The organism is Paenibacillus rhizophilus, assembly GCF_003854965.1.
Taxonomy (GTDB): domain Bacteria; phylum Bacillota; class Bacilli; order Paenibacillales; family Paenibacillaceae; genus Paenibacillus_AQ; species Paenibacillus_AQ rhizophilus.
On record NZ_RQPI01000014.1, the window covers coordinates 70,720 to 94,742 of the forward strand.

The 24,023-nt window shown below is 49.5% G+C and carries 22 protein-coding genes; 8 read left to right on the forward strand and 14 right to left on the reverse strand.

What is annotated here, in order from left to right:
- Positions 1 to 59: 59 nt before the first annotated feature.
- The 11 genes from EH198_RS19445 to EH198_RS19500 all read right to left on the reverse strand — a co-directional run bounded on the left by EH198_RS19445 (position 60) and on the right by EH198_RS19500 (position 11,088).
- On the reverse strand, positions 60 to 1,193 hold the full coding sequence (locus EH198_RS19445; protein ID WP_124697181.1) for an NADH-dependent flavin oxidoreductase: 1,134 nt from the start codon (positions 1,191 to 1,193) through the stop codon (positions 60 to 62).
- A 109-nt stretch (positions 1,194 to 1,302) separates the two neighbouring features.
- Entirely contained in the window at positions 1,303 to 1,977 is a 675-nt protein-coding gene (locus EH198_RS19450; RefSeq protein WP_124697182.1) for a DUF4405 domain-containing protein, read from the reverse strand.
- A 24-nt stretch (positions 1,978 to 2,001) separates the two neighbouring features.
- A complete protein-coding gene (locus tag EH198_RS19455) occupies positions 2,002 to 2,745 on the reverse strand; it encodes a flavodoxin (protein ID WP_221621550.1) in 744 nt (247 codons plus the stop codon).
- A 20-nt stretch (positions 2,746 to 2,765) separates the two neighbouring features.
- Positions 2,766 to 3,938 carry a MalY/PatB family protein gene (locus EH198_RS19460; protein ID WP_124697183.1) on the reverse strand — a complete coding sequence of 391 codons (1,173 nt, stop codon included), beginning with the start codon at positions 3,936 to 3,938 and terminating at the stop codon, positions 2,766 to 2,768.
- Positions 3,935 to 4,801, reverse strand: a complete 867-nt coding sequence (locus EH198_RS19465; protein ID WP_124697184.1) for a DUF3737 family protein — start codon at positions 4,799 to 4,801, stop codon at positions 3,935 to 3,937. The genes EH198_RS19460 and EH198_RS19465 overlap by 4 nt, the downstream gene beginning before the upstream one ends.
- A 190-nt stretch (positions 4,802 to 4,991) precedes the next feature.
- The gene (locus tag EH198_RS19470; RefSeq protein ID WP_124697185.1) at positions 4,992 to 5,564 is read right to left on the reverse strand and encodes a TetR/AcrR family transcriptional regulator; all 573 of its coding nucleotides are present in this window, start codon (positions 5,562 to 5,564) and stop codon (positions 4,992 to 4,994) included.
- Between the two features lie 1,233 nt (positions 5,565 to 6,797).
- Positions 6,798 to 8,075 carry an ABC transporter permease gene (locus tag EH198_RS19480; RefSeq protein WP_124697186.1) on the reverse strand — a complete coding sequence of 426 codons (1,278 nt, stop codon included), beginning with the start codon at positions 8,073 to 8,075 and terminating at the stop codon, positions 6,798 to 6,800.
- The gene (locus EH198_RS19485) at positions 8,068 to 8,970 is read right to left on the reverse strand and encodes an ABC transporter ATP-binding protein (protein WP_124697187.1); all 903 of its coding nucleotides are present in this window, start codon (positions 8,968 to 8,970) and stop codon (positions 8,068 to 8,070) included. Before EH198_RS19485 ends, EH198_RS19480 begins: the two co-directional genes overlap by 8 nt.
- 3 nt (positions 8,971 to 8,973) lie before the next feature.
- On the reverse strand, positions 8,974 to 9,903 hold the full coding sequence (locus EH198_RS19490) for an ATP-binding cassette domain-containing protein (RefSeq protein ID WP_124697188.1): 930 nt from the start codon (positions 9,901 to 9,903) through the stop codon (positions 8,974 to 8,976).
- A 3-nt stretch (positions 9,904 to 9,906) separates the two neighbouring features.
- Positions 9,907 to 10,314 carry a GntR family transcriptional regulator gene (locus EH198_RS19495; protein WP_124697189.1) on the reverse strand — a complete coding sequence of 136 codons (408 nt, stop codon included), beginning with the start codon at positions 10,312 to 10,314 and terminating at the stop codon, positions 9,907 to 9,909.
- Positions 10,315 to 10,359: 45 nt separating this feature from the next.
- On the reverse strand, positions 10,360 to 11,088 hold the full coding sequence (locus EH198_RS19500) for a hypothetical protein (protein WP_124697190.1): 729 nt from the start codon (positions 11,086 to 11,088) through the stop codon (positions 10,360 to 10,362).
- A 167-nt stretch (positions 11,089 to 11,255) separates the two neighbouring features.
- On the opposite strand from EH198_RS19500, the gene EH198_RS19505 reads away from it, so the two are divergent.
- On the forward strand, positions 11,256 to 11,558 hold the full coding sequence (locus tag EH198_RS19505; RefSeq protein WP_124697228.1) for an ArsR/SmtB family transcription factor: 303 nt from the start codon (positions 11,256 to 11,258) through the stop codon (positions 11,556 to 11,558).
- Between the two features lie 148 nt (positions 11,559 to 11,706).
- Entirely contained in the window at positions 11,707 to 12,282 is a 576-nt protein-coding gene (locus EH198_RS19510) for an NAD(P)H-dependent oxidoreductase (protein WP_124697191.1), read from the forward strand.
- 277 nt (positions 12,283 to 12,559) lie between these two features.
- On the opposite strand, the gene EH198_RS19515 is transcribed toward EH198_RS19510, so the two are convergent.
- Positions 12,560 to 14,908, reverse strand: coding sequence for a helix-turn-helix domain-containing protein (locus tag EH198_RS19515; protein ID WP_124697192.1), 2,349 nt, complete (start codon positions 14,906 to 14,908; stop codon positions 12,560 to 12,562).
- A gap of 250 nt (positions 14,909 to 15,158) precedes the next feature.
- Here EH198_RS19515 and EH198_RS19520 point away from each other — a divergent pair, with 250 nt between their 5' ends.
- The 6 genes from EH198_RS19520 (at position 15,159) to EH198_RS19545 (ending at position 21,883) form a co-directional block, all read left to right on the forward strand.
- Positions 15,159 to 16,124 carry an ABC transporter permease gene (locus EH198_RS19520; protein WP_246014454.1) on the forward strand — a complete coding sequence of 322 codons (966 nt, stop codon included), beginning with the start codon at positions 15,159 to 15,161 and terminating at the stop codon, positions 16,122 to 16,124.
- A 25-nt stretch (positions 16,125 to 16,149) separates the two neighbouring features.
- Positions 16,150 to 17,022 (forward strand): carbohydrate ABC transporter permease, encoded by an 873-nt coding sequence (locus EH198_RS19525; protein WP_124697193.1) that lies wholly within the window; start codon positions 16,150 to 16,152, stop codon positions 17,020 to 17,022.
- Positions 17,023 to 17,046: 24 nt separating this feature from the next.
- On the forward strand, positions 17,047 to 18,609 hold the full coding sequence (locus EH198_RS19530; RefSeq protein WP_124697194.1) for an extracellular solute-binding protein: 1,563 nt from the start codon (positions 17,047 to 17,049) through the stop codon (positions 18,607 to 18,609).
- A gap of 101 nt (positions 18,610 to 18,710) precedes the next feature.
- A complete protein-coding gene (locus EH198_RS19535) occupies positions 18,711 to 19,886 on the forward strand; it encodes a M24 family metallopeptidase (protein WP_124697195.1) in 1,176 nt (391 codons plus the stop codon).
- A 32-nt stretch (positions 19,887 to 19,918) separates the two neighbouring features.
- Positions 19,919 to 21,016 carry a sugar phosphate isomerase/epimerase family protein gene (locus EH198_RS19540; RefSeq protein WP_124697196.1) on the forward strand — a complete coding sequence of 366 codons (1,098 nt, stop codon included), beginning with the start codon at positions 19,919 to 19,921 and terminating at the stop codon, positions 21,014 to 21,016.
- Between the two features lie 36 nt (positions 21,017 to 21,052).
- Positions 21,053 to 21,883, forward strand: coding sequence for a PIG-L deacetylase family protein (locus tag EH198_RS19545; protein WP_124697197.1), 831 nt, complete (start codon positions 21,053 to 21,055; stop codon positions 21,881 to 21,883).
- A 495-nt stretch (positions 21,884 to 22,378) separates the two neighbouring features.
- Here the strand turns inward: EH198_RS19545 and EH198_RS19550 are convergent, their stop codons facing one another.
- Together EH198_RS19550 and ctaG are read right to left on the reverse strand one after the other, a co-directional pair.
- Positions 22,379 to 22,843 carry a DUF420 domain-containing protein gene (locus EH198_RS19550; protein WP_124697198.1) on the reverse strand — a complete coding sequence of 155 codons (465 nt, stop codon included), beginning with the start codon at positions 22,841 to 22,843 and terminating at the stop codon, positions 22,379 to 22,381.
- 36 nt (positions 22,844 to 22,879) lie between these two features.
- On the reverse strand, positions 22,880 to 23,785 hold the full coding sequence (gene ctaG, locus EH198_RS19555; RefSeq protein WP_124697199.1) for a cytochrome c oxidase assembly factor CtaG: 906 nt from the start codon (positions 23,783 to 23,785) through the stop codon (positions 22,880 to 22,882).
- Positions 23,786 to 24,023 lie beyond the last annotated feature (238 nt).

Genomic DNA, 24,023 nt, shown 5'->3' on the forward strand with positions numbered 1-24,023 from the left:
CTCCTCCTTAAGGATCTCCTACGTCAGTCCGGTTGTATTACTCAGGCTGATCGATATTTTCATTCTTCGATCTTAAACCACGGGCCTGAAGCTTGAATTCCATTCCATAGTTTTTCCGGAAGCTCAAGCTCGCTTACTTTTGAAATCTTAATAGCTGTCTCAAGTTCAGCTTCTTTACCCTCCTGAACCTTTCCTACCCAGTCTGGATTTATAATTAAGGCATGACCAATGGCTGCCAGAGTAATCCCCTTATCTAGGGCTGTTACAACCTGATCCGGAGTAACTAACGAACCAGCAGCCATAACAGGTAATCTGCCGCCTACATGTTCCACAATGAGTTCGAGATACGTTTTTTCATCCTGACTATCTACAGGTTTTGATGAGAGTGCATCTACGAGTGAAGCATGCACATAATCCACTCCCTCTTCAATCAGGCGATCAATCAATGTATAGGTATCCTTCATGCGCAGACCACCTTCCATGGGTTCGTCAGGAGAAACCCGGTAACCGAAAATAAACGGTTTTGTTGCATGCTTTTGAATCACGGTTTTCATTTCCTGAATGACTGCTAGCGGGAACCGCAGGCGATTCTCTAATGATCCTCCCCATTGATCTTCGCGTCTGTTGAAGAATGGAGAGAAGAAGTTCTGCATTAAAAATCCATGTGCGCCATGAATTTCAACACCATCGAATCCGGCTTCAATGGCGCGTCTTGTGGTTTCGCCAAATGCGTGGATCACTTCCAGTATTTCATCATGTGACAATGCTCTTGGCGTAACAGAAGGAGCAAATGCCGTAGCTTCAGTCTCTAGGGCACTAGAACTTACTACATCTCCATTAGGAGTTAACGCCGCCAGCGCTTTGTTCCCCGCGTGGAAAATCTGAAGCACTGCAGCAGCTCCTCCACTTTTCGCCGCATCGGCCAACTTTCGTAAACTTGGAATAAAGGTATCGTCATAGCCTGCAAATTCATGCGTAAAACCTATACCGTTTGGCTGGACATGTGTACATCCCGTGATAATCAGACCTACACCGTTTACTCTTTTTTCATAATATTTCACTTCTTCATCAGAAATCGTGTAATCGTCATTACTGGACCACGTAGTCATAGGCGACATAACAACTCGATTTCTAAGGGTGATTCCATTGTTAAGTGTAAGGGATTCAAGTAGCTTGTTATATTTTACGTTCATTATTTAACCTCTTTCATTTCTAAGTTTGATGTATTATTCGTTTTCTTTGATCTTAAGTTTTATGCTTTACAACAACACTTTCATCTATCCCCCTATGCCCGAATAAGAATTACCTTTTGCTTTTCTGGATGCGCTTCATAACATAGTACGTAATAAAGACACTGAGTCCCATGATAGCTATAAAATCTATAAAAAAGAGCACTGCTAACTGCTCATAATCCCAGAAGGAATACGAATAATATAAGACTAGATATTGACCGATTTTTCTCTTAAAAAAAGCGTATATGCCATAACCAGCAATCAGTACAGCAACCAGGCGAAGGCTGAGAACTAGTGTCCTACTTGCCTTGGGATTTCTCCTCATCCTCCGTGCTGCTCCCATAATCATTCCCCAGTGCAGTCCAAGATGAATGGACATCAGGACAAATCCCCAGTAGGCTGACAAATGATGCAGCTTTCGGCCAAAATCAATGCTTATGAATTGAATCAAGGAAAAAACGGTTTGTGAGATGATAAGTCCACTCACCATCATGCCCAGCATAACGAGCAGGAGCAAAAGATTGACCGCAGTACGAATGACACGAACCGCCGAATATTTCCCTTTAAAAATTGCCTTATACCAATTCAAATTCAGTACATTATGAATGATAAAAAGGGTAAACAAAGTTATGCCTGTCCACTCGTGGGCGGTGTTACCCGTCAAACGATAAGCCATCATGATTATAAACAACACAGTCATGATGGTATCGATAGATAATCGAACGATCATTTTGGGCTTTATCAAGTTCACCCCCTTTTTTTAACATTCTCAATTCACAATCCCGATTTCTTGTAACCATTTGTTCACCTCATCTTGTGCATCTTCTGCACGATTTCCCTGGACGGCAAGGCCATCCAGAATATTGGCCTCCGGGGCAAGCTCACGGATGTCGTTCACACTTCGTCCCAGACTACTTCCATCGTGGGTAATGAATGGAATAATCGTTTTTCCGGAGAAATCATATTCCTCCAAAAATGTATATACGGGCATTGGTATTGTCCCCCACCAATTGGGATAACCAAGAAATATCACATCATACTCATCCATATTTTCTACATGGGTTGCCAGTTCAGGCCTAGCGTCTGCCTTCTGCTGCTCCAGTGCTAAGTCTGTCGTTTCTTCAAAATCACCAGGGTAGGGTTCCACGGTTACAATCTGGAACTCATCGCCGTCAACGACATCCTGAACCATGTCAACAACCACTTTCGTATTTCCGATTAACCCCTCATCCCCAATTCTTAAGCTCGCAGAAGTAACAGCATCTACGTCTTCACTGAGGGAGGAAGTTCCCACGCGGGAGAAATAGGCAACGAGAGTTTTCCCGTTCTCACCTTCCGGCTGTTGTTCGCCACTGGACGCAATACTTTCGGTCGGGACCGGGGCAGAGGCTGGAGCAGTCGATGGCGGGGTATTTCCACTGTTGCTAACCGTTTCAGTGCTATTACCGCCCCCACAGGCAGCCAGTGAAAATAACATCAGCATCGAAAACATAGGTGTTAATAATTTCTTCAAGGTGTTTCCTCCATTTCATTTCAGGTTTTTTGATGTAAGGATTTCACAACACGCTCTAACCGTTCCAGTCCTTCTAACAACAACGCTCTGGGGCAAGCAATATTCATGCGAATAAATCCTTCCCCCGTTTCACCATAGGTAGGGCCATCATTGATTCTTAAGCGACCTTCTTCGAAAGCCTTGTTGCAAAGCTCTTCAGAACCGATACCAAGACTGCTGCAATCCATCCATACCAGATAAGTAGCTTCAGGGATCACGACCTTCAGTTCTGGAATCCTCTCATTGACGAAGGAGATTAAGTAATCCACGTTCCCTTGAAGATAATCCAATAATTGATCCAGCCACTCTTCACCTTCGTTGTAGGCGGCAATCAGGGCTTCAATTCCAAAAGCATTAGGTTCAATTGCTTCATTGACATTGATTGAACGGTTTACTCTATTTCTGTATTCCTCATTGGCTACGATGATATTTGATGTCTTGAGCCCGGCGAGATTAAAGGTTTTACTTGGTGCTGTGCAGGTAATGGAATTCATCAAAGACAATTCACTCACTGATGCAAATGGAATATGTTTGTTCCCTTTATATATCAAGTCCCTATGAATTTCATCAACGACAACAAGGACATTATATTTTAAGCATATTTCTCCCAAGCGCTGCAGCTCACTTATGCTCCACACTCTTCCCACAGGGTTATGGGGATTACAAAGTATGAAGACCTTCACCTTTTCATCTGCAGCTTTCTGTTCAAAATCCTCAAAATCAATTTCATAGGATTCCCCGGTGTACTTCAGTTCATTTTGTACTACCTCGCAGCGGTTATTCGTAATTGAGCTATTAAAGTAATTGTAGACAGGTGATTGAATCAGCACCCTATCTCCGGGCTCTGTAAAAGCCTGCACAACGGCCGAAAGCGAAGGTATGACACCCGTGCTGACTTCAATCCATTCTTTTTTGATTTTGATATGATGCCTCTTCGCCCACCAGCTTACCTCTGCTTCATAATAGGCATCCGGGATGCTGGCATATCCGAAAACCCCATGCTGCACTCTTTTTTCAAGTGCTTGAATAACTGGATAAGCTGTTCGAAAATCCATATCAGCCACCCACATAGGCAAGACATCTTCTGGAGTGGAGTCCCATTTCACACTATTGGTATTTCTTCTGTCAATGATCTGATCAAAATCATACCTCAACGTATGGCCTCCTCCGCTTCTTCATTGTTTATTTTGGTAATAAACTGCGTATTGGAATAATCCAGCTCAGGGTCATCCAATATAAGCTCTCTAATACCTTCTGCTCTGATCATGCCGCTGATCGGATTTTTAACACTGTCGATTGTATTCAAGATCGTTGCGTGCACAGTCGAATACTCGAAGGATAAGTCCGTATCCATCATTTCACAATTTTCAAGGATGAGGTTCTCGGCATAACACAAGGGCTGTGTGCCAATGATTTTACAGTTAACCAGTCTTAGATTTTTGGAGTACCACCCCAGATACTCTCCCTCTAAAACTGAATCATAAACCGTAATATCCTCTGTATTCCAAAAGGCATCCTTCGAGGTGATCACACAATTACGCACAACACCTTTTTTCACATGCTGGAAGGAGTAGTCACCATCTAATTTGAAATGATCAAGTTCAATATCGGAGCCGTGCAGCAGTAAGTAATTCCCTTTAAATTCAGAATCCGAGATCTTAACATTCTCGCAGTCCCATAAAGTCTCATTCGTATCCATGATCGTCTTGTGGATGGTGATGTTCTGGGCATCCCTAAAGATCTTAGGCGCATCCACTTTGCAATTGGTCATCCGGACATGACTGCTGTACCATATCGCTGCCCGGCCGCCATCCGAGAAATAGCTATCCTGAATGTCTATATCTTTGTTATGCCAGAACGGATATTTACCGGAAAAGCTGCAATCTGATACTTTCAGATCCCGGCTCTCTTTAACTGCAGATTCTCCAGCTAAAAATTCACTATGCTTGATTTGTACATTAGCAATTTTATATAAGGGGCGTTCGCCTTCGAATATTCCTTTTTCAATCAGGTTCATCATGTGTAGCCTTCTTTCTTAATTTAAGTTATAATCGAACATTCGTTTATTTAACTTTATAATACACCCTCGCCAATTCGTCACACCCGCACGATAATAAACGATTATTCGATTAATATCTAACCACTTAAAGCAGAGGGAATTGTTTTGTAAACTTCTAATTACACATAGCTCCCTCTGAACGTCTGATTTAAGCTTTTAAAGCATCCCAGGTCATTTGAACGATCTCGTTCAAGCTTTCTTGTTTCAATTCTAATCGACCACCAAAATATTCTTTAACATATTGCATCACCGGGTTAAACATGAACATATGGAGTAGGCTCGTATCCACTTGTTTGAAAACATTCTGGCTTTTGCCTTTTTCAAATAATTTAATGAGAGGCTCAAAATATTCCAATCCCTCATTACGGGACAATCTATCAAGGAGTGGTGAATTTGAAAATTGCTCCAGAAATAAAAACTCATCTTTATGCGTCAAAACAAAGTCAATAAATTTTCCTAACGCATGTTCGAATGCTGTTTTTAACGGCATAGATTCATTGTAATCATAAAACACTTCCAAACTCATTTCCTTTTTGATACTCAAATATAATTTATTCAGCATATCCTCCTTATTCTCAAAGTATACGTAAATCGTCGAAGCTGATACACCGGCTTTTTTTGCAATCTTGGACATCGAAGTTTCCGATAATCCAAGTTCATTTATCAGCTGGATCGAAGCATTAAAAATGCGTTCACTTTTATTCTCATCTTTATGTCTCATGCATCTATGATAAACGTTCGTTCGATTAAAGTCAACTGCTAATAAGAATAGTTAAGTTCTTGTCCTACGATAAAACATATACTGGTTAAAAGTGTACTTGAGTTGATTTTGAAGAGTCCAAGACTTGAACCTCATAAGAGCTATCGAATGAGCGATGGACATTAAGATTAATCTCAACGCTATTTATCCAATCTATTTGCTCACAAAATTCTAAATACTGATCCAGATTTTCGAAAAAGATGATGTTGCTGGACGGATTACTGTTCGAAGTAAATTCATAAACAAAAGTTGAGCCAATCGCACTAAATAGATTTAGACAATCGTTTGTACCTAACTCTTTTTCAGTAATTGATGAGAATTCGGCTCTCGGTCCGCCCCAGGCAATTCGGGGAAGCAGTTTCAGGCGGACACACCTACGAGGCTAACTACGTAAGCGTAGTCGGTCACTTCGTGACCTTAAGCCTCTCGGCATCGTGAATACAAGAACGTTATGCGAAACTCCAGATAAAAACAACAACTGAAGGGATAACAAAAATGAAGACCAAAATTGAAAATCCACTAACAATCGTTGCAATGTGGTTTGTTCAAATTTATCGTTAATTCTAATGGGAAACGTTAATTCAATGAAACAGCGACAGTCTAGGACTTTATTTTCTCGTCCTTTTCTGTCGCTGTTTCAATTTTTAGGGTCAATCTAAAACTTATTTTATGGAGTCTGACGGTATTTCAGTCTAATACTTTTATTTTCTGCTGACACCTACTTCAATCGCGGATGAGCCTGCTACAGAACCTGTTCTTAATGACTGCGCTTATTATATCTGCCAAAGGTTATGATGGTCAGTACCATACCCACAATGCCCATACCAGTTAGAAGCCCTTACGCGAAATCCATCACATTACTCCCGTTAGAATGAATAATTCGACTCGCTGTTAGCGAAAAAAAAGAGGCTGTAAACAGTATTCCTAAATTTTGTTGTTGCTTTGTATTCATTATTTCCACTCCTTACAAAACAACGATTTATCTGATTTATAATTGAATATTTTTTAGTATGACTATGAATCCACTACGTAATAACAATGTCACCCTTCATTCGATCCTTAAAAAGAATAAACCCTTGATACATCAGCACTTCCGGTGTTTCAAGGGTTGGAAATCGTCATTTTGTAAACCTGTCTCAGTTATCATATAAAACAGTCTTAACTATAATGGTTACTCACTAATCAGTCACCCGCTTAAATCTTATAAGCCTTCATCGCTTTGCGCAGCTCCTTGATGCTCGGGCGCTTGCCGTACATCAGCACGCCGGTGCGGTAAATCTTCGCGGCCAGCCAGCCCAGGCCGAAGATCGTAACGAGCAGAAGCAGCAGCGACAGGATAATTTCCCATGCGGCTACATCGCCGACGCCGATCCGGAGCAGCATGCTGAGGGGCGATGTGAACGGGATAAAGCTTGTGACCTTGATCAGCAGGGTGTTCGGGGTCGAAATGCTGAACAGCGGAACGTAGAAATTCACGAAGCCGAGCATCATGACCGGCATCGCGGCCTGCCCGAGGTCCTCGGTGCGGCTGACGATGGAGCCAACGGCGGCATACATCAGGGCGAACATGAAATAGCCGAGAATATAAAGGACGATTCCGTACAGCAGCAGGCTGACGCTCAGCTGTCCAAGGTCAAGATTGAAATCCTTCAGAACGCCCGAATTATGCGGCAGCATCAGGTTGGCGGCGATGGCGGCCGCGATAATGGCGATTTGCAGCAGACCGACCAGGAAAATGCCGATGACCTTGCCGAACATTTGCGCAAGCGGCGAGGCGCTTGTAATCAGAATCTCCATGATGCGCGAGCTTTTCTCCGAGGTGACCTCCGCAGCGATCATATTGCCGGTCATCATAATCGACATAAAGAACAGAATCAGCAAAATGTAGACAATGACATAGTTGATCAACGGATGGGATTTATCCTGTGCCGCTTCCCCGTCCGCGGTGATCTTCTCGGTGCCAAGCGGCACCGGCGCATTCATGGCCGCGATCTGCTGCGGCGTCAGCCGGTCGCCCGCGATGAGCTGCGCGTTGACCTGCTGGAGCGCGGACTGCAGGAAGCTCTTCGCCTTGGCACTATCGTCCGCCATATGGAAGACGACCGATCCGAGCCCGGCTCCGCTCTGCTCCGTAAAGGTGAGATATCCGTCCACTTTGCCGTCCGAAAGGGCCTGTTTCAAGCCGGCATCATCGGCGGCGGGATACGGGGTGACGGTCGCGTCCACGCCGGGCTGCTTGGCGTAAGCCTGAAGAAGCTGCGCGGCGGCGCTGCCGTTCTCCGCAATGACGGCGATGTGAACGGCCGAGCTTTGAGCGCCGTTTCCGTCCTCGCCTTTGAACACTTTAATAAAATAAGGGATATTCATTCCGATGCTCAGCAGCACTACCATAATCAACGTCGTGATCAGGAAGGATTTCGTTCTCGCTTTGTTCTTGAACGTGAATCCAATAATCGTGCCCATTTTATTCATGAGATTCACCCACCGCTCTGATAAAAATTTGGTTTAACGTCGGTTCCTTGATTTCAAAATGCTCCACTTCGCCCTGCTCCAGCGCCGCTTTCAGAATGCGCTGGGCGGCGCCGATCTCGGTAATGCGAACGAGATAGCCCCGCTCCTGGCGTTCCACGGCGGTCACGCCCAGAATGGCGTCAAGCCCGGTCACCTCGCCAGGCGTCCGCAGCAGCACCTCTTCCCGCGGATAGCCCTGCTTGATCTCGCGAAGGTCGCCCTGCACGACCGTATTGGAGCGGTCCAGAATGGTGATATGGCGGCACAACTCCTCGACATGCTCCATCCGGTGCGTGGAGAACAAGATGCTCGTTCCCTGGTCGCGAAGCTCCCGAACCGTATCTTTCAGCAGCTCGACATTGACCGGATCAAGGCCGCTGAAGGCTTCATCGAGAATCAGGATCTGCGGCTTATGTACAACGGCGGCGATGAAGCCCATTTTTTGCTGATTGCCTTTAGAGAGCTCCTCGATCTTCTTGTTATAGTAGTCCGGCACGTCAAAGCGGTCCAGCCAGTACCGCAGACTCTTGTCGGCATCGCTTGCGGACATTCCGCGCAGACGCGCCAGATAGTTAATCTGCTCGCTGACCTTTACTTTCGGATACAGCCCCCGCTCTTCGGGCAGATAGCCCATAATGGCCTGAAGCTCGCTGCTGAACGGCTTGCCGTTGTACCGGATGCTCCCCTCGTCGGGATAGATTAGGCCGAGCACCATACGCATGGTCGTCGTCTTGCCAGCACCGTTGGCCCCGAGCAGCCCGTAAATCTCTCCCCGCTCCACCCCGAGGCTGATTCCGTTCACCGCGGTTTTGTCGCCGTACTGCTTTACTACCCTTTCCAGCTTTAGTGCTTCCATTCTCTAATCTCCTCTCTTTGAATCGGTAAGTTCGGGACGGTGTCCCATGGTCCACAAACTCAAAATCTCTTCCAAATCCAGGCTGCGTTTCTTGATCATCTTTACGCCCAAATCTGAAAAGCGTTTCTCCAAATCTTGCATCCGCGAGGTAATCACCCTTGCCATACCCGGGGTCTGCATCTTCAGCTCCAGCGCCTCCGGAACCTCGGCCGCAAGCTCCGCGAGTTCCGTTTCATCCGCCGCGCTGACCCAGACTTCGCTCCATGTTCCAAGCAGCTCGTCTTTTTCGGCCATGCCGAGCAGTTCCCCCTTATGCAGCAGGACGATGTAGTCGGCCAGCCGGCGCACCTCCTCAACAATATGCGTGGAAATGATGATCGTGGCCTCCCGCTCATCCATATAGCGCTGGAACGTCTCGATCATGATCCGCCATGCAAAAGGGTCCAGCCCCGACGAAGGCTCGTCGAGCAAGAGCAGCTTAGGTCCGGCGGCAAGAACGGCGGCGATTTCGAATTTGCGGCGCTCGCCTTTGGACATTTTACCGAGCCTTACTCCCCGCGGCACTTCGAATTGCTCTAGCAGCGCCTCAAAATACGCCGGATTCCAGTCCGGGTACCATCGGCTGCGAAAGCAAGCTGCCTCTTCAGGTGTCCAGTGGCTCTCCTCATGAATCGGGGATTCCGGCACATAGCCGATGCTCCGCCGGATCTCCATCGGGAGCTCGCCTTCGGCGCTCTTCCCGAACCAGCTTATGGTCCCTTCTTCCGGAAGCGCCAGCTTCAGCAGCATGCTAAGAAGCGTGCTTTTTCCCGAACCGTTCTGCCCCACAAGCGCGATGATATGCCCCTCCGGCAGCTCCAGGTTGATCGGTCCTATCGTTTTGGAGCGCCTTTTCTTGATCACATTCCGCATCTCCACCGCCAGTCGAACCATGCCTCACTCCCCCTTATTATCCTCTTCCCCGTATTTGCGCTTTACCATTTCCCGAAAAAGCTCCTCCAGCTCCTCGCGGCCGAACTGAACGGAACGCCCGGCATCCACCGCCGCCTCCAGCGCTTTGCGGACCGTCTCCCGCCTGAACTCCTCTCTCGCCCCGTCTCCGACATGGGAGACAAAGGTTCCGGTTCCCTGCCGCGTCCGCAGCAGTCCTTCGCCCTCCAGATCCTGATACACCCGGCGGACCGTAATCACGCTGCATTTCAAATCCCCCGCAAATTCCCGGATCGAGGGCAGCAGCGTCCCTTCCGCAAGATTACCGCTTATAATCAGCGACCGTAGCTGCGTCTCAATCTGGTGGTACAGCGGCTCCGCGCTTTTGTCATCAATTTGTATAGGAATCCACAATGCTTACACCGCCTTCCCGCCCGCCGGCCAATCCGTCCCCCGCCATCATACAAGGTCCCGGCTCTTCAATCTGTGAATCGTCCATCTGGAGAACAGCTGCACGGACACCGTGCCCGCAAGCAGCGTTCCCCACATCAGGGGAGACAGTAGCCCCCATTCCTTCGAGCAGGCGAGGCTGTAGAACAGCAGGTTGCCTCCGGTAAATTCGACCAGCATAGCAACTCCAAAGGAAACGAGCATGATCAGCAGAAGCAGCCAAAAATAGGCTTTTCCGCTGTATAGAAACTCGATAAAAATGAACAAACCCGTTACTGCCAATCCATAGCCGATCCAGGTAAAAGAAAACACGACATACCCGAGCGGAGAAATGGAAGCTCTGAGATGGCCGGCGAGCGCGTAGACCAGCCCAAAGAACAATACGCCGTTCAGCGCGAAGCACATGACCGATTGCAGCTTTCTTTTGCACAAGACGGCATTCAGCGGGATGGGCAGGCTTCGCAGGTACGCCAGCATTTTCGTATAAGAATCCTCGCTCCAAGACTTGATCGCACGGCGGGAATACGCATAGCCGAGGGATGGAATCATCGCCAGCAGCAAATAGTCGGGCAACACGCTTCGCTGATGGGTCTCCGCCGAATCATTGATGAGCAGTCCCATCAGTCCCCCCAGATAGGTCATAGCGACGATAGTGAACAAAGCGGTGAACATCAGCCTTATTTTGTCGCCCCGCAAATCCCCCCGGAGCATAAACCAGGAATCTTTCCATGTTTGCATGAAGGTTAACCTCGCTTTAATCAAGTGATTATGTGTGATTACTGTATATATCTATATACACAGTATATGTCCTTATTTTTCCATTGTCAATAAGTGGAACAAAATATCTGTGTTGGCATAGCCGTTGACATATCGCAAAACGTCGATATAATGGTTACATGAAGCCAATTGACCCCATTGAAGTATTCAAGGCACTGTCTAATGAAGCGCGTCTTCAAATCTTGGATTGGTTAAAAGATCCGAAAGCCCATTTTGGCCCCCAGGGAGGCGTAGATCTTATCGAGGTTGGGGTATGCGTCAGCCAGATTACATCGAAACTGAATATGACCCAATCGACTACATCTCAATATTTATCCGTTCTGCAGCGGGCTGGACTCGTACATGCGACTCGGCTGGGCAAATGGACATATTATAGAAGAGATGAAGAGGCAATCAAAGAAATTGCTTCCTACATTCAGCACGACCTTTAAGTCATAAGGACTGGATTCAAACCGTTGAATTCAGTTTTTATATATAAAATAAATCGATAATTCGAGATTTGTAACTGAATCTTTTTATTTTTAACCAACAAATCGACATTTCTCGAATTATCAACATCCAAAAAAAGGAGTTGTTCTCATGTCCAACCGTTCCACCCCGTCCGGCAGCGCCGCAACGCTCGTGATCGTTGCGCATCCGGATTTGGAGTCATCCCGGATTAATAAACGGCTCGCGGCCGAGCTTGAACGAAGAGGCAACGTTACCATTCACCGGCTGTACGAGACTTATCCGGACGAAAAGATCGACGTCGCCCGCGAGCAGGCGCTGCTCACGTCTCATGACCGTATCGTGTTTCAATTCCCGTTGTTCTGGTACAGCTCGCCTTCCTTGCTGAAGAAATGGATGGATGAAGTATTTGAGCTCGGCTTCGCGCACGGCAGAGGCGGCGATAAGCTGAATGGCAAGGAACTCCTCATTGCCATCTCATCGGGCGGCGCGGAGAGCATGTACCAAGCCGGAGGCTTCCATAATTACTCTTACAGCGAGCTGCTGCGGCCGTTCCAGCAGACCGCCAATCTGGCCGGAATGATCTACCTGCCGCCCTTTGCTGTGGGCGGAATTCGCGAAGTGACCGACGAACAGCTCGAGAAGTATGCGGCGTATTACGCCGACTATGTGGAGGGACGGCCCGCCCTCTCCCGCACGCGAGGTTAACCGAAAGCCGCGTCGCCGAAGACAACCCGCCGGCGTCATTCTGTCGGCAGTAGACGGAAGGAGCCGGGAGGGGCCCGCGCCGCGATAGCTGTACGGGTACCTAACCCCGATAGCGGCATGGGCGCCTAAGCTTTATATCCCCCGGCCGGACGCGCAAACAACAACAGACTGCCCCTTAAGCGGCTATTTCCGCTTAAAGAGCAGTCTGTTGTTTTGATTCACAGGCCCTCAGAAGCCCGCAAGCTTCCCCGCTTCTTTTTTCCGAATCACTCTCCCCCTATTCGCCCTCCGTCTCCCTTAGTCCGGCGTCTTCCGGGTTCGGCGCATGCTGGAGACGGTATTCCATCGGAGATATCCCCTCGCTTTTTCGGAAAGCGCGAATAAAGGTATTCCGGTTATTAAATCCGACCGAAGCCCAAATATCTTGAATCAGCATCGTGGAGTTCGCCAGCAGCTCCTTCGCCTTCTGAATCCGCAGCTCCTGCAAATATTGATTAAACGGTTTGCCGAGCTCCTTCTTCAGCAGGCGGGACATATAGTTCGGCGTCGTATGGAACTTGTCGGCCAGAAACTCCAGATGAATATCCTCCTGATAATTGGCGTCGATGAAAGGCTTGAAGGCCAGAGACTCCAGCTTGCCTGCCTGCGGCTCGATGGTGTCCATGATTTTATTGAAATAGCCGTAAATGAATTCCGTCATGCCTTCAACCGAAATCGGGTGCTCGGACAGGATCATGCGGATATATTCCCGGTACGTTGCCTCGGGCAGCGTCTTGTCTTTATGCTTCAACACCTGCGAACCGATCACGAAGAGATGCATATACAGCTCTTTAATCGTAAAATCGCTCAGCCCCATCGCAACATGATTCCGAATAACCTTGTCCAGCAGTTCAAACAGCTCTTCCCGTTTAACGGACGCGAGCAGGTTGAATATTTTTTTATCGTCATTTGTATTAAGCAAGATGATTACAGACTCTTCATCTTCCTTCTGATAATAATGCAGCCGCTTATCCTCGAACGGCGACAGCCTCCACATCGCTTTCATCGCTTCCAAGTAAGACTCCTGAAGCCCGTCAAAGCCCTGATGAATATTACCCATGCCAATAAACAAATCATGCATGATTTCGTCATGGCGGAACAGGCTGAACAGACCCTCAAAATAATCCGAAAGCTCCCGCCGATCCGCATCCCTCGGAAGATTGACAAGCAGACAGAACACATTCGATTCGATTTCCACCAGAATGCTCTGATATCCCGCCAGCGTATTCGCCTTGAGAAGGCTTGCCATTTTGTCATAATACGTATTCTGCTCAGCGCTGCTGTAATCCATATAGAAGGCTTTCGTGAATTTGGTCCGGATCAGCGCCGCCGCGAAATAATCGTGCTTGAATGTGATTCCGCATTTCTCCAGAAAAGAGCTGATGCCTTGTTCGTCGGGAATCCGGTTAAACCGCAGCATCCGAACGACCCATTGCTCCAAAGCGAGCGGCGAAATCGAGGTCAGGCTGTTGTTCAACAGGTCCATATTGTCCATCATCCGGTGAAACTCCCGGTCCAGCACCTTATATTCGTCGGCAGCCGGCTCCGGGGACGGCGATATTTTAACGATGAGCGATTGAATCGGCGCATACAGCTTCCTACTGAACAGGAAAGACAGAAGAACCGACAGCACAAGCGCGATCAAAGACAGTGTAACTCCCCAATACTTCACGTGTTTCATGCTGTCGCGAATGTCCGAGACGGGTACCAGGGCAATCATGTTCAAGTTTTTAAAAACAAAACGGGTGCTCATTTGAATCGCAAGCATGTCCTTTTCCCCCACTGTTGTTCTCAAAACGGGCGAGCCGGAAGACTGGAACTGATTGACGAAATCCCGAATGTCTTCCCTGGGCTCGTTCATTTCAGTGGACGCGATAAGCTGCTGACTATCATCCACGATAAAAAGCATACTGTTCGGGGTCAGCTTGGAGCTTGCGAGCGACTCGATAATCGGATCAACCTTGAGATTGATCACATACAAATCATTGGACCGGTATTCGGCAATGGCCGTCTGAACAATCGGGAGGATATACGCGCCGTTCCGTGAACTCGACCTGGAAGGCGGGAGAATCTGAAACGGCCGGCTCTGCGACCCGTAATTCTCCCAAAATGGCTTCGGGTATTGTTCGAGTGCGTTTTTCCTGCCAAAAAAATCTGTGGCGGAATAGGTTCCCTGATCGCTGATGATGAGATTGTCTTTCTTCTTATAAATAAAAACGCTGTCCACATATTCGCCCATACGGCTAATTCGGCTCAGGGAATGGATGGTCTGTGACACAATAGCATATTGGGACGGATGGTCCACATTGAAACTGGAAGAGAACAGCTGCATGACGTCCGCATCCAAAGAAAGAAGATAATTGGAATTGTAGATCCCCGTAAACACGTTATTCAGGCCGTCCGCAATATTGGAAAGAGATTTGTTGTAATTCTGCTCCAGCTCGGATTCAAAATACCATAAATTGACCCGATACGTGATCAGATTGATCAATTGAATCAGCAGAGAGACGACGAGGAAGAAAAAGAAAAAACGGTACAGTAAACTCCGAAAAGCCCCCTTCATGAGTGAACGCGTAATCTTCAGCATCTGTAATGTCTACCCCCTGAAGATAAGTTAGGTTATATTATGTCTCCAAAAAGATTGATCTGTCAACAAAATGTGACATAATATGACGCATATAGGCTAGGAATGAGACATAAATCATTTTTGTACACTCGAAAATCGCTCAATCAGGTCAAGTTTTGTGACATCATGTCGAAAGTGTCTGTTTCGCCGGGATATCCTCGTAGCTTTTAATAAGGGTGTGGGCAGCAGCCAAGAAAGGGGATGATCGCAAATGGAAAACACCATAGCGAAGGAAAAGAAAAGCTTGGTCATCAAACAGAAAGGAATGAGGCGTATAAGTTTAGGAGTCTATTTTAGAAGAAATATTCATTACTATATCCTTCTAATCCTTCCGGTCTTGTATTTTGTTGTCTTCCGTTACGGTCCTATCATTGGAAACGTGCTGGCTTTTCGCAGGTATGTTCCCGGCGGGTCCATCTACGGCAAAGAATGGGTGGGTTTGAAATACTTCAAACTTTTTCTTGGCGATCCTAATTTTTGGGTGGCCTTTAAAAACACCTGGCTTCTGAGCTTCTATCATCTGCTCATTACGGTTCCGGTTGCCATTCTGTTCGCCCTGCTCGTCAATGAAATTAAATCGGGCAAGCTTCGCAGCGCGGTCCAGACGATCTCTTATTTCCCCAATTTCATCTCGATCGTCGTCGTAATCGGCTTAATGAAGGAGCTGCTCTCGCCAACCTACGGCCTGATCAACAAGGGGCTGGAAATGATTGGGATTGATCCGATCTTCTTCATGAATGAACCCGGATGGTTTCGCTCCCTGTATATTTCCTCGGAAGTCTGGCAGTATACCGGATGGAACTCCATCATCTTCTTCGCCGCTATCTCTTCTATCGATCCCCAGCTCTATGAAGCTGCGGAAGTGGACGGCGCGGGGCGTCTGAAGCAAATCATTCATGTCACCATACCGCAAATTATGCCTACAATCACCGTCGTCTATATTTTATCGCTTGGGCAATTAATGAGTGTTGCGTTTGAAAAGGTGCTGCTGATGTATACGCCAAGCAATTCCCAGGTAAGCGACGTTATTGAAACATTCGTTTACCGGATTGGGCTGGAAAGCAGCAATTACAGCTATGCGACGGCTGTCGGGTTGTTTAGCGGAGTTCTGGGGCTTGTAATCGTCATAATAGCCAACTACCTTTCCAAAAAGGTTACCCGTTACTCACTCTATTAATTCCTCCCGGGAAGGAGCGCCTTTCATGCATTATCGAAAAACAATGGAATTCCGTGTGTTCTCGGTGATCAACTTTCTATTTATGGCCTTGGTCATCTTCGGTGTCACTCTGCCTTTTCTTCATCTGCTGGCCGTTTCTTTCAGCGATTCGGCTGCGAACACGAGCGGCAAAGTCAAGTTTCTTCCCATTGGGATGAATATGGAGGCCTACAAGTTTATTTTTCAACACCCAAGTATTCTGGGCGGCTTCTGGAACGCTATTGTACAGACGGCAGTCGGAACCCTAATCAGCATCTTCATGATGACCATTTGCGCCTATCCGTTGTCCAAGCCCATCAAAGGGCGGAAAGTGATGATCTGGCTGATCATGCTGACCATGTTTTTCAATGGAGGCCTGATTCCGACCTATATGCTGGTAAAAGGGCTGGGGCTGCTGGATACGCTGGGGGCCATCGTGCTGCCTTTGTGCATCACGCCATATTTTCTAATGATCATGATTAATTTCTTTCAGAGTTTTCCGGATAATCTTGAGGAGTCCGCGTTAATAGACGGTTTGAATCCGATTCAGATTTTGTTTAGGATCGTTCTTCCGTTGTCCAAGACAATCATGGCCACCATGATCCTGTTCCTGGTCGTTATGTATTGGAACAACTGGTTCAATTCCTTGATTTATTTGAACAGTCCAGACAAGTACCCGATCATGCTGATTGTCCGGAATATTCTGGACGGAGCCAATCTGGTGAACGGTTCACTTACGGGAACCAACCTGGAGAAGCTGTCGACGGCTTCGTTGAAATCCGCTGCCATCATGGCGACAACATTGCCCATTTTTTGCGTCATTCCATTCGTCCAGAAGCATTTCACCAAAGGCGTTCTGCTCGGAGCGGTTAAAGGATAATTCCAATAGGAGGCATGATGATTTATGGAGAAAATGTCAATTAAAAGGTTCGGCGTATGGTCGAGACTTACCGCTCTTTCCCTGCTGGTAGCCATCCCGCTTGCGGCTTGCGGCGACAGCGCCAATAAAACCGGTAGCGCGGACAGGGCCAAAGACAGCGGACCGGCAACCCTGACCATGCTATATGCCGAATCGGGGTCCCCGTTCAACAAGGACTGGCCCGTGTATAAGGAGCTTCAAGCACGCACCAATGTGAAGCTGGACCTGCAGATCGTGCCGGAATCGGATTACCAGAGCAAAGCGAAGATCGTACTCAGCTCGGATAAGATTCCCGATATGGTTACGAATATCAACCAGTCCAATGTGCTTGAGCTTGGAGGCACCGGCGTTCTTCTCCCGATTAGCGATTACATGGACAAATTGCCGAACCTCAAGAAACGGATTGAGGAATTCAAGATGGAGGACGAGCTGGAAAACTGGAAGTCTCCGGACGGAAAGCTGTATGTGCTTCCCTTCTTGACCCAGTCAGCAAGCTATAACCGCTCGCCGATGATCCGGACGGACTTGCTTGAAAAATACGGTCTAAAAGCGCCGACGAACACGGAAGAACTCTATGCGGTGCTCAAAAAAATGAAGGACATGAATCCGGGCAGCTATCCGTTTACGGGCACAAGCGCAGACGATCTGCGAAGCATGTGGGGCGCCGCCTGGGGAATTGAACCGAGCTATAAAGGCTTTATCTTCAACGAGCAAACCGGTCAATACGAATATGTGTACACCAGCGAAAACTACAAGAAGTATGTGACGTATTTAAACCGGCTGATTAAGGATGGCTTGGCCGATCCCGAATTGTTCACTTCCAATTACGATCAGATGCATCAAAAGCTCTCAACCAGCAAGAGCATGTTCTATTTCTTCTGGAACGGCGAGGAAATCAGCAATATCAATCTGCTGGGCAAGAAGAACACCGGTCCGGAATTCAAGATGGCTATGCTCCCGCCGATCGCCGGTCCGGCCGGACAAAAGGCTCTTGCGGGCACCCGTATCGATCGCGGCACCGTCATTCCGGCAAGCGCCGCGGACAAGCCTTATTTTGAAGACCTGCTGAAGTTCGCCGACTACCTGTACAGCGATGAAGGAATCGACCTGCTGACATGGGGAATCGAAGGGGATACGTACGTTGTAAAAGAAGACGGCAAGAAAGATTTCACGGATAAAATGAAGCAGTCGGAGAACCTGAATAAAGCGCTGTGGGATATCGGATCGGCCAACGGCTCCTTCACCCTGGTGTGGCCGTTCAAATGGTTCGCGACGATTCTCGGCAACGATGATTTCGAGAAGTATACCGAAGAGGCCAATAAGAACAACTGGTTTACGCCGGCAGCCAAGGTGCCGAAGATGAACACCGATCAGAAGGACGAGGAAAGCCTGCTGATCGCGGGCGTCAACGACTACTACGCCAAGATGCAAGAACAGTTCGTGTATGGAAAAGTGTCCATCGATCAGGAATGGGACAGCTACGTGAAAGAAATTCATGCCAAAGGCGTGGACAAATTGCTGGAAGTCTACAACGCTACGCTGAAATAACAAGACTTGATGAACGGGGCCGGCGCCAATTCCGGCCCCGGCTCATTAAGTCCGAGGGCGGGATGACACATCTGAAAAGATAGTAAAGGAGAGAGTTATAAATGATTATGCCTGCTAACGAGACGGCCAGAAGGATGGCCATTCTGAAAGCCAGCCTTGCCGCGAACGGCATCGCCGCTTTGGTGGTTTATGGGAACGGCGCCGGAGAAAGCGGCGGCACCGTAAGATACCTGACGAGCTGGATGCCGCAAAACTCTGACGCGATTCTCATTGTCCCGGCTGAAGGTATGCCAGTGCTGATCACAAGCGACAAGAACAGAGCCCGGGGGTTTATTAGGTTCTTCAGTGAGGATGGACAGGTGGTCAAGACGAACAACCTGTTTGGAACGGCCAAGGAAGCGCTGGCTTCGGCGGTCCCGCGCGGCAAATTCATCGCCCAGGCGGGCGAATTCGATCTTACGGCGGGGAGGGCCAAGGAATTCCGCGCTCTGTTATCGCCGTATGAGGTTGCGGACGGCAACACGATCCTCAACAAGCAGCGCCTGGAGCGGACGCCGTTCGAGGCCGAGAAGCACCGGAAAGCGACCGCGCTTGCGGACAAGCTTGTCGCCCACGCCATGGGCATCGCGGCGATCAAAGGCGTGACCGGGGCCGATATTATGGCGGACGTTGAATATTTCGGCCGGCGGCTCGGCGCCGATTTATCGGTGTGCTGGATCGCCATAGGCGAGCGCCCGGCCGAGACCATGTTTGAACTGTTCGAGCTTACGGAAACGCTCGGCCCGGATTCCCGCTTCCAGATCGGCGCTACCATATGTCTCGACGGGTACTTCTCCCAGGTGCTGCGCATCGGAACGTTCAAAGAGCCTTCGGCGAGGCTTAAGGAAACGGCGGCCGCCATTATCGCCATGCAGGACGCCGCGCTCGCCAAGATGGTTCCGGGAACCCCGGTCCATGCCATCAGCGACGTGCTGGAATCCATGATCGACGAATACTGCCCGTACACCCGCGCGACAGACCCGTTCCGCTTCCAGGCATGCCATGCGATGAGCTGCAGCTACGTCGATCCCGGCATTGCGCCGTTTCTCTACGCAGATCGCGACAAATCATTCGACTTAGAATCTCCGCTCGTGATGGAGAACCAGGTCTATGAAGTGCACCCGAACTTCACACTGCCCGACCTTGGACATGTGGTTGCGGGCGATGTGGCTGTTGTCGGCAGCGACGGGGCTTCCTGGGCGTCGAAGTTCCCGCGCGGCATATTCCCAATTTCCTAGTCCACATATAAAAGAAAGGCAGGTTAGTATCCATGCGTATTGGAATTGACGGCAGAAAAATACCCGAGGCGAAATCCAGAGGGCCGATCAGCTCGCTCGACCACGCCAAGAGCCTCGGTATGGAGGGCGTGTTCTTCCGCACCATCCTGGATGTAAGTCCGGAACTCGACAGAGGAATCATCCGCGAGGTCAGGCAGCGCGCCAACGAGCTAGGACTCTATCTGGAGGCCGGGCTGGGAAAGGTAAATCCCTACGCTCTTCCCGAGACGCCCGAGGTGCGGGCAATCGGCGGCGGGGATACGCTGCTCGGGTTCCGGCGGATGATGGAGTCCTGCGCGGAGTTCGGCATTAACGAACTGTGGATTTCCACCGCAGGCGCGAAACCCTACAAGGGACGGTTCGGCACAGACCGATTCCGTACGGACGTATCCTGGGAGGACCAACTGGAGGCAACGCGCCGCTTCCTGCTGAAGCTGAAGCCTATTGCCCTTGATCTCGGCATTCATCTGAACCTTGAAACCCATGAGGAGATCACCACGTTTGAAATCCTCCGTCTCATTGAAGCGGTCGGCGATGATGTAATCGGCATCGTCTTCGATACGGCCAACGTGCTTATCCGGGGCGAGCACCCGGTCATGGCCGCCAAGCGGATCGCTCCGTTTGTGCGCCAGACGCATCTGAAGGACGCTTATGTCGAGCTTGTCGAAGGCGGTGCTTGCCAGAAGGCGGTTCACTGCGGGGCCGGTCTCGTCGATTTCCCGGCCGTGCTTCAAGAGCTGAACAAATATAACCCCGGCCTCAATCTCACCTTCGAGAACGACGTGCCCCGTTCGGAATGGGGCATCATCCCGGGCGAGCCTCATCTGATCGAGCTTTACGACCCGGAGTGGATCGCGGGGCACCCCGACCTTTCGCGCGAAGAGTTCGCCGCCTATTTTGAACTTGCACGCGACTACACGGAACGCATCCGCACGGGTGAGGTCAAATCCTGGAAGCAGCTGAACGCGGAACCGTTCGAATACGCCGAGGCGGTCCAGTGGATCGAATCGTCCCGGCGGCACATCGACGAAATCTGCCGGAAGATCGGCCTCCCGCGGGAAACCGCTGCCGATGTCTGCCGGGTAGATTAATATCATTCAGGCCATCAGCTGGAAGGAGAAGCAGATATGGAACTTGAACGACAGATTCGGGTGATCGTGATCGGCGCCCATCCGGATGAAGCGGATATGTATGCAGGCGGCACCGCCGCTTTGTTTGCGGAAAGAGGACATAAAGTCAAGTTCCTCTCGCTGACCAATGGCGATTGCGGCCATTATGAACAGCGCGGGGAGGAGCTTGCGCGGCGCCGTAAACTAGAGGCCCAGGCCGCTGCGGACTGCCTTGGAATTGAGGAATATGAAGTATTGGACACGTCGGACGGGACGATCGAGCCGACACTGCCTTTCCGAAACGAAGTGATCCGGCAAATCCGCAGATGGAAAGCGGATATAGTGATCACCTTCCACCCGGAGGGCGGAATCAGTCCCGACAACCGGTATACGGGACTAATCGTCAGCGACGCGGTGCCATTCACGTCGGTTCGCGGCTATTTGCCGGATGAACCCGCCCTGACCGACCGGCCTTTGGTTCTGTTAATGCCCGACACGACGATGATTCACGATTACCGGGCCGATATCGTCATTGATGTCGAGCATACAATTGAGAAGAAATTGCGCGCTTGCGACGCGCATGCCACGCAGTTTTATGAATCCCCGGCGTGGCACCGGGGCAATTTGGATCAGCTTCCTGTGGAGTGGGAAGACAAGAAACAGTATTTATTGGAAGGATGGTCAGAGACCTTCTATGTTTCACAGAGAATGATTCCCGCTTTGGAGCAATGGTACGGGGAGAAGCGCGCGGCCGAAGTCCGTTATGCCGAACCGTTTGAAATCGCCCGGTACAGCCGGCCTGCGAGCATGGATGAATTAAGACAGTGGCTGCCGATGCTGGCGGATTAACTTTTAAACAGAACATGGGCGCCTTGCTCCCGGTATTCAACCGGCGGCAGGGCGCCCTTTATGTTATGCCGTCGCCCCCTCTACCGCTGATATATTGGTCATAATGCTAATAAACCCATCTAATTACACCTATGATTAACATAGCAAAAGAAAAAACAAAAAAAAGATATCCATATTTCTTATTATCTATGACAAATTTGAATCCAAGCAAAATAAATATCATTATGAATAGCACATATGTAATTCTATTAACAGGCAAAGATATATTCATATAAAAAAGCGAGAATATATTAAGCACTATAATAATTAATCCACTTAGTAAAACACCAACAAAAAAAATCTGCTCCTTTACTATTCATCACTTTTTCAATTTGTCCTGAAAAAAAGCCACCCCCGGCAAAGCGGGTTAACACCGCTTCACAACAGGGATAGCTCTTCAACCTCCGCAGCGGCAAGGCCGCGGTTTCCGTTCGCATGCTTTTTGAGCGGACGCCTTCACGCGCCTAAAATAACTTGCCACACCGGCTTCGTATGCCCGCCCGGATACATCAAGTACAGCAGCACATACACCGCCACGCCCGTTACGGCCGTGATAAACCAGATCACCGAGGTCACTCTGCCCCATTTGCGGTGCTTCGCGTACTTGGCCTTGAAGCCCAGCGTCAGCGTCGTGATGCCGAATACGGCGGCGACGGTTGCGAGCACAATGTGAAAAATAAGAAATACATGGTACAGCCCCGAAAGGCTCTCCGGTCCGCCCCATGACGTATTGCCCACAAATACCGTTCTCGACGCATACACAAGAAAGAACAGCACCGCAAAAATCGCTCCGGCAATCATCGTCTTTTTGTGCGCCTCGCGTTTGCCCTTAATGATGAGTCCCCAGCCGATAGCCACAAGCACCGCGCTGATGACGATGAACGATGTGCTGATCGTTGGAAACACTGTGAATATATCCATGTCCGTCCTCCTAGACCTCACCGGCAGATGCACAGGTCAGTTCGCGGCTTTCACCCCGGAAGAGTCCGGAAGCTCGTCATCGTCCTGCCTGTTCTCTTTTTTATACCAGTGATAGAACACAGAAGCAAGCATGGAGGCAAAAATAACTTCCTGAATGAATTTCATCCCAATGCCGCCGACCTGCTGATCTACTCTCGGGGACAACACTTCAAAGAACGCCGGTCCGCCAAAAGACCGCAGCAGCGCCGCGCCGCCGCCCGAAACGCAGTAGCCCATCGCTCTGGCCCAGGCATCCGGGTCGCTGTACGTCGCATAAAGCGGCTTGTCGGCAAAAATAATCAGCCCGCACGCGGGCGTCAGCAGCACCATATTAAGGAAGATGAATCCTGTCTTGGCCAGCCCGTTCCAACGGTCCCCTTCCGGCAGCGGACGGATCAGCGTCCACCACATCAGCGCCGAAGCGACAAACAAAGCAGCGTAATACAGCCGGTGAACGGCAAAATGCAGCATCACATAATCATGAACCGCCGGGATATGATACAGGGAGAACAGGCCGTTGAACAGCAGCGCCGCCGTGACCGGATGAGCCAGAAAGGCCAGCCGCCCGAAGGGATTGACTTTAAGAGCGGACCGCCATATCTCCACCGGAATGCCAAGCATAATGAGCGGGACGGCAACATAATAGGAGAGCGCCATGCTGAGCATATGAAAAGAGAACATGAGATGGCCCAGCAGACTGACCGGCCCGCCCTGGGCTAAATAGAGCGCCGCCATCCCTGCGACGAAGAAGATCCACCGCCGCAGGGGCACTGACTCCGCTATACCAAACCGGCCCGACAAGGGGCCGATCAGCACGAAATAACAGGAGAGCGCAACCAGCACCGCAGCCAGAAACAGCGGGCTCCATAAATCGGCCAAGCTGAACACGTTCAGTCCGAGCATCGTTCAAGCCTCCCCGCGTTTGGAAGTACGTCAATGAATCACCTGTCCCGGCGCTGGCGGATACCCGAAGCCATTGCATGGCTTAGCGGACGCTCGCCGTATGCGGAGTACTCCTGCTCCATCCGTAACTGCAAACCCGCTAACTCTGCCGCGACTACGCTGCATACCAGCCTACCTCGCACCGCTCCTGAATGTGCAGATACCACCTCCACCCATAACTACAAACCCACTTACCTCT

Coding starts and splice junctions, on each gene's coding strand:
- EH198_RS19445 (WP_124697181.1), bottom strand. CDS start 1,193: ATGAACGTAAAATATAACAAGCTACTTGAATCCCTTACACTTAACAAT.
- EH198_RS19465 (WP_124697184.1), bottom strand. CDS start 4,801: ATGAACCTGATTGAAAAAGGAATATTCGAAGGCGAACGCCCCTTATAT.
- EH198_RS19470 (WP_124697185.1), bottom strand. CDS start 5,564: ATGAGACATAAAGATGAGAATAAAAGTGAACGCATTTTTAATGCTTCG.
- EH198_RS19480 (WP_124697186.1), bottom strand. CDS start 8,075: ATGAATAAAATGGGCACGATTATTGGATTCACGTTCAAGAACAAAGCG.
- EH198_RS19485 (WP_124697187.1), bottom strand. CDS start 8,970: ATGGAAGCACTAAAGCTGGAAAGGGTAGTAAAGCAGTACGGCGACAAA.
- EH198_RS19490 (WP_124697188.1), bottom strand. CDS start 9,903: ATGGTTCGACTGGCGGTGGAGATGCGGAATGTGATCAAGAAAAGGCGC.
- EH198_RS19500 (WP_124697190.1), bottom strand. CDS start 11,088: ATGCAAACATGGAAAGATTCCTGGTTTATGCTCCGGGGGGATTTGCGG.
- EH198_RS19510 (WP_124697191.1), top strand. CDS start 11,707: ATGTCCAACCGTTCCACCCCGTCCGGCAGCGCCGCAACGCTCGTGATC.
- EH198_RS19515 (WP_124697192.1), bottom strand. CDS start 14,908: ATGCTGAAGATTACGCGTTCACTCATGAAGGGGGCTTTTCGGAGTTTA.
- EH198_RS19520 (WP_246014454.1), top strand. CDS start 15,159: ATGGAAAACACCATAGCGAAGGAAAAGAAAAGCTTGGTCATCAAACAG.
- EH198_RS19525 (WP_124697193.1), top strand. CDS start 16,150: ATGCATTATCGAAAAACAATGGAATTCCGTGTGTTCTCGGTGATCAAC.
- EH198_RS19530 (WP_124697194.1), top strand. CDS start 17,047: ATGGAGAAAATGTCAATTAAAAGGTTCGGCGTATGGTCGAGACTTACC.
- EH198_RS19535 (WP_124697195.1), top strand. CDS start 18,711: ATGATTATGCCTGCTAACGAGACGGCCAGAAGGATGGCCATTCTGAAA.
- EH198_RS19540 (WP_124697196.1), top strand. CDS start 19,919: ATGCGTATTGGAATTGACGGCAGAAAAATACCCGAGGCGAAATCCAGA.
- EH198_RS19545 (WP_124697197.1), top strand. CDS start 21,053: ATGGAACTTGAACGACAGATTCGGGTGATCGTGATCGGCGCCCATCCG.
- EH198_RS19550 (WP_124697198.1), bottom strand. CDS start 22,843: ATGGATATATTCACAGTGTTTCCAACGATCAGCACATCGTTCATCGTC.
- ctaG (WP_124697199.1), bottom strand. CDS start 23,785: ATGCTCGGACTGAACGTGTTCAGCTTGGCCGATTTATGGAGCCCGCTG.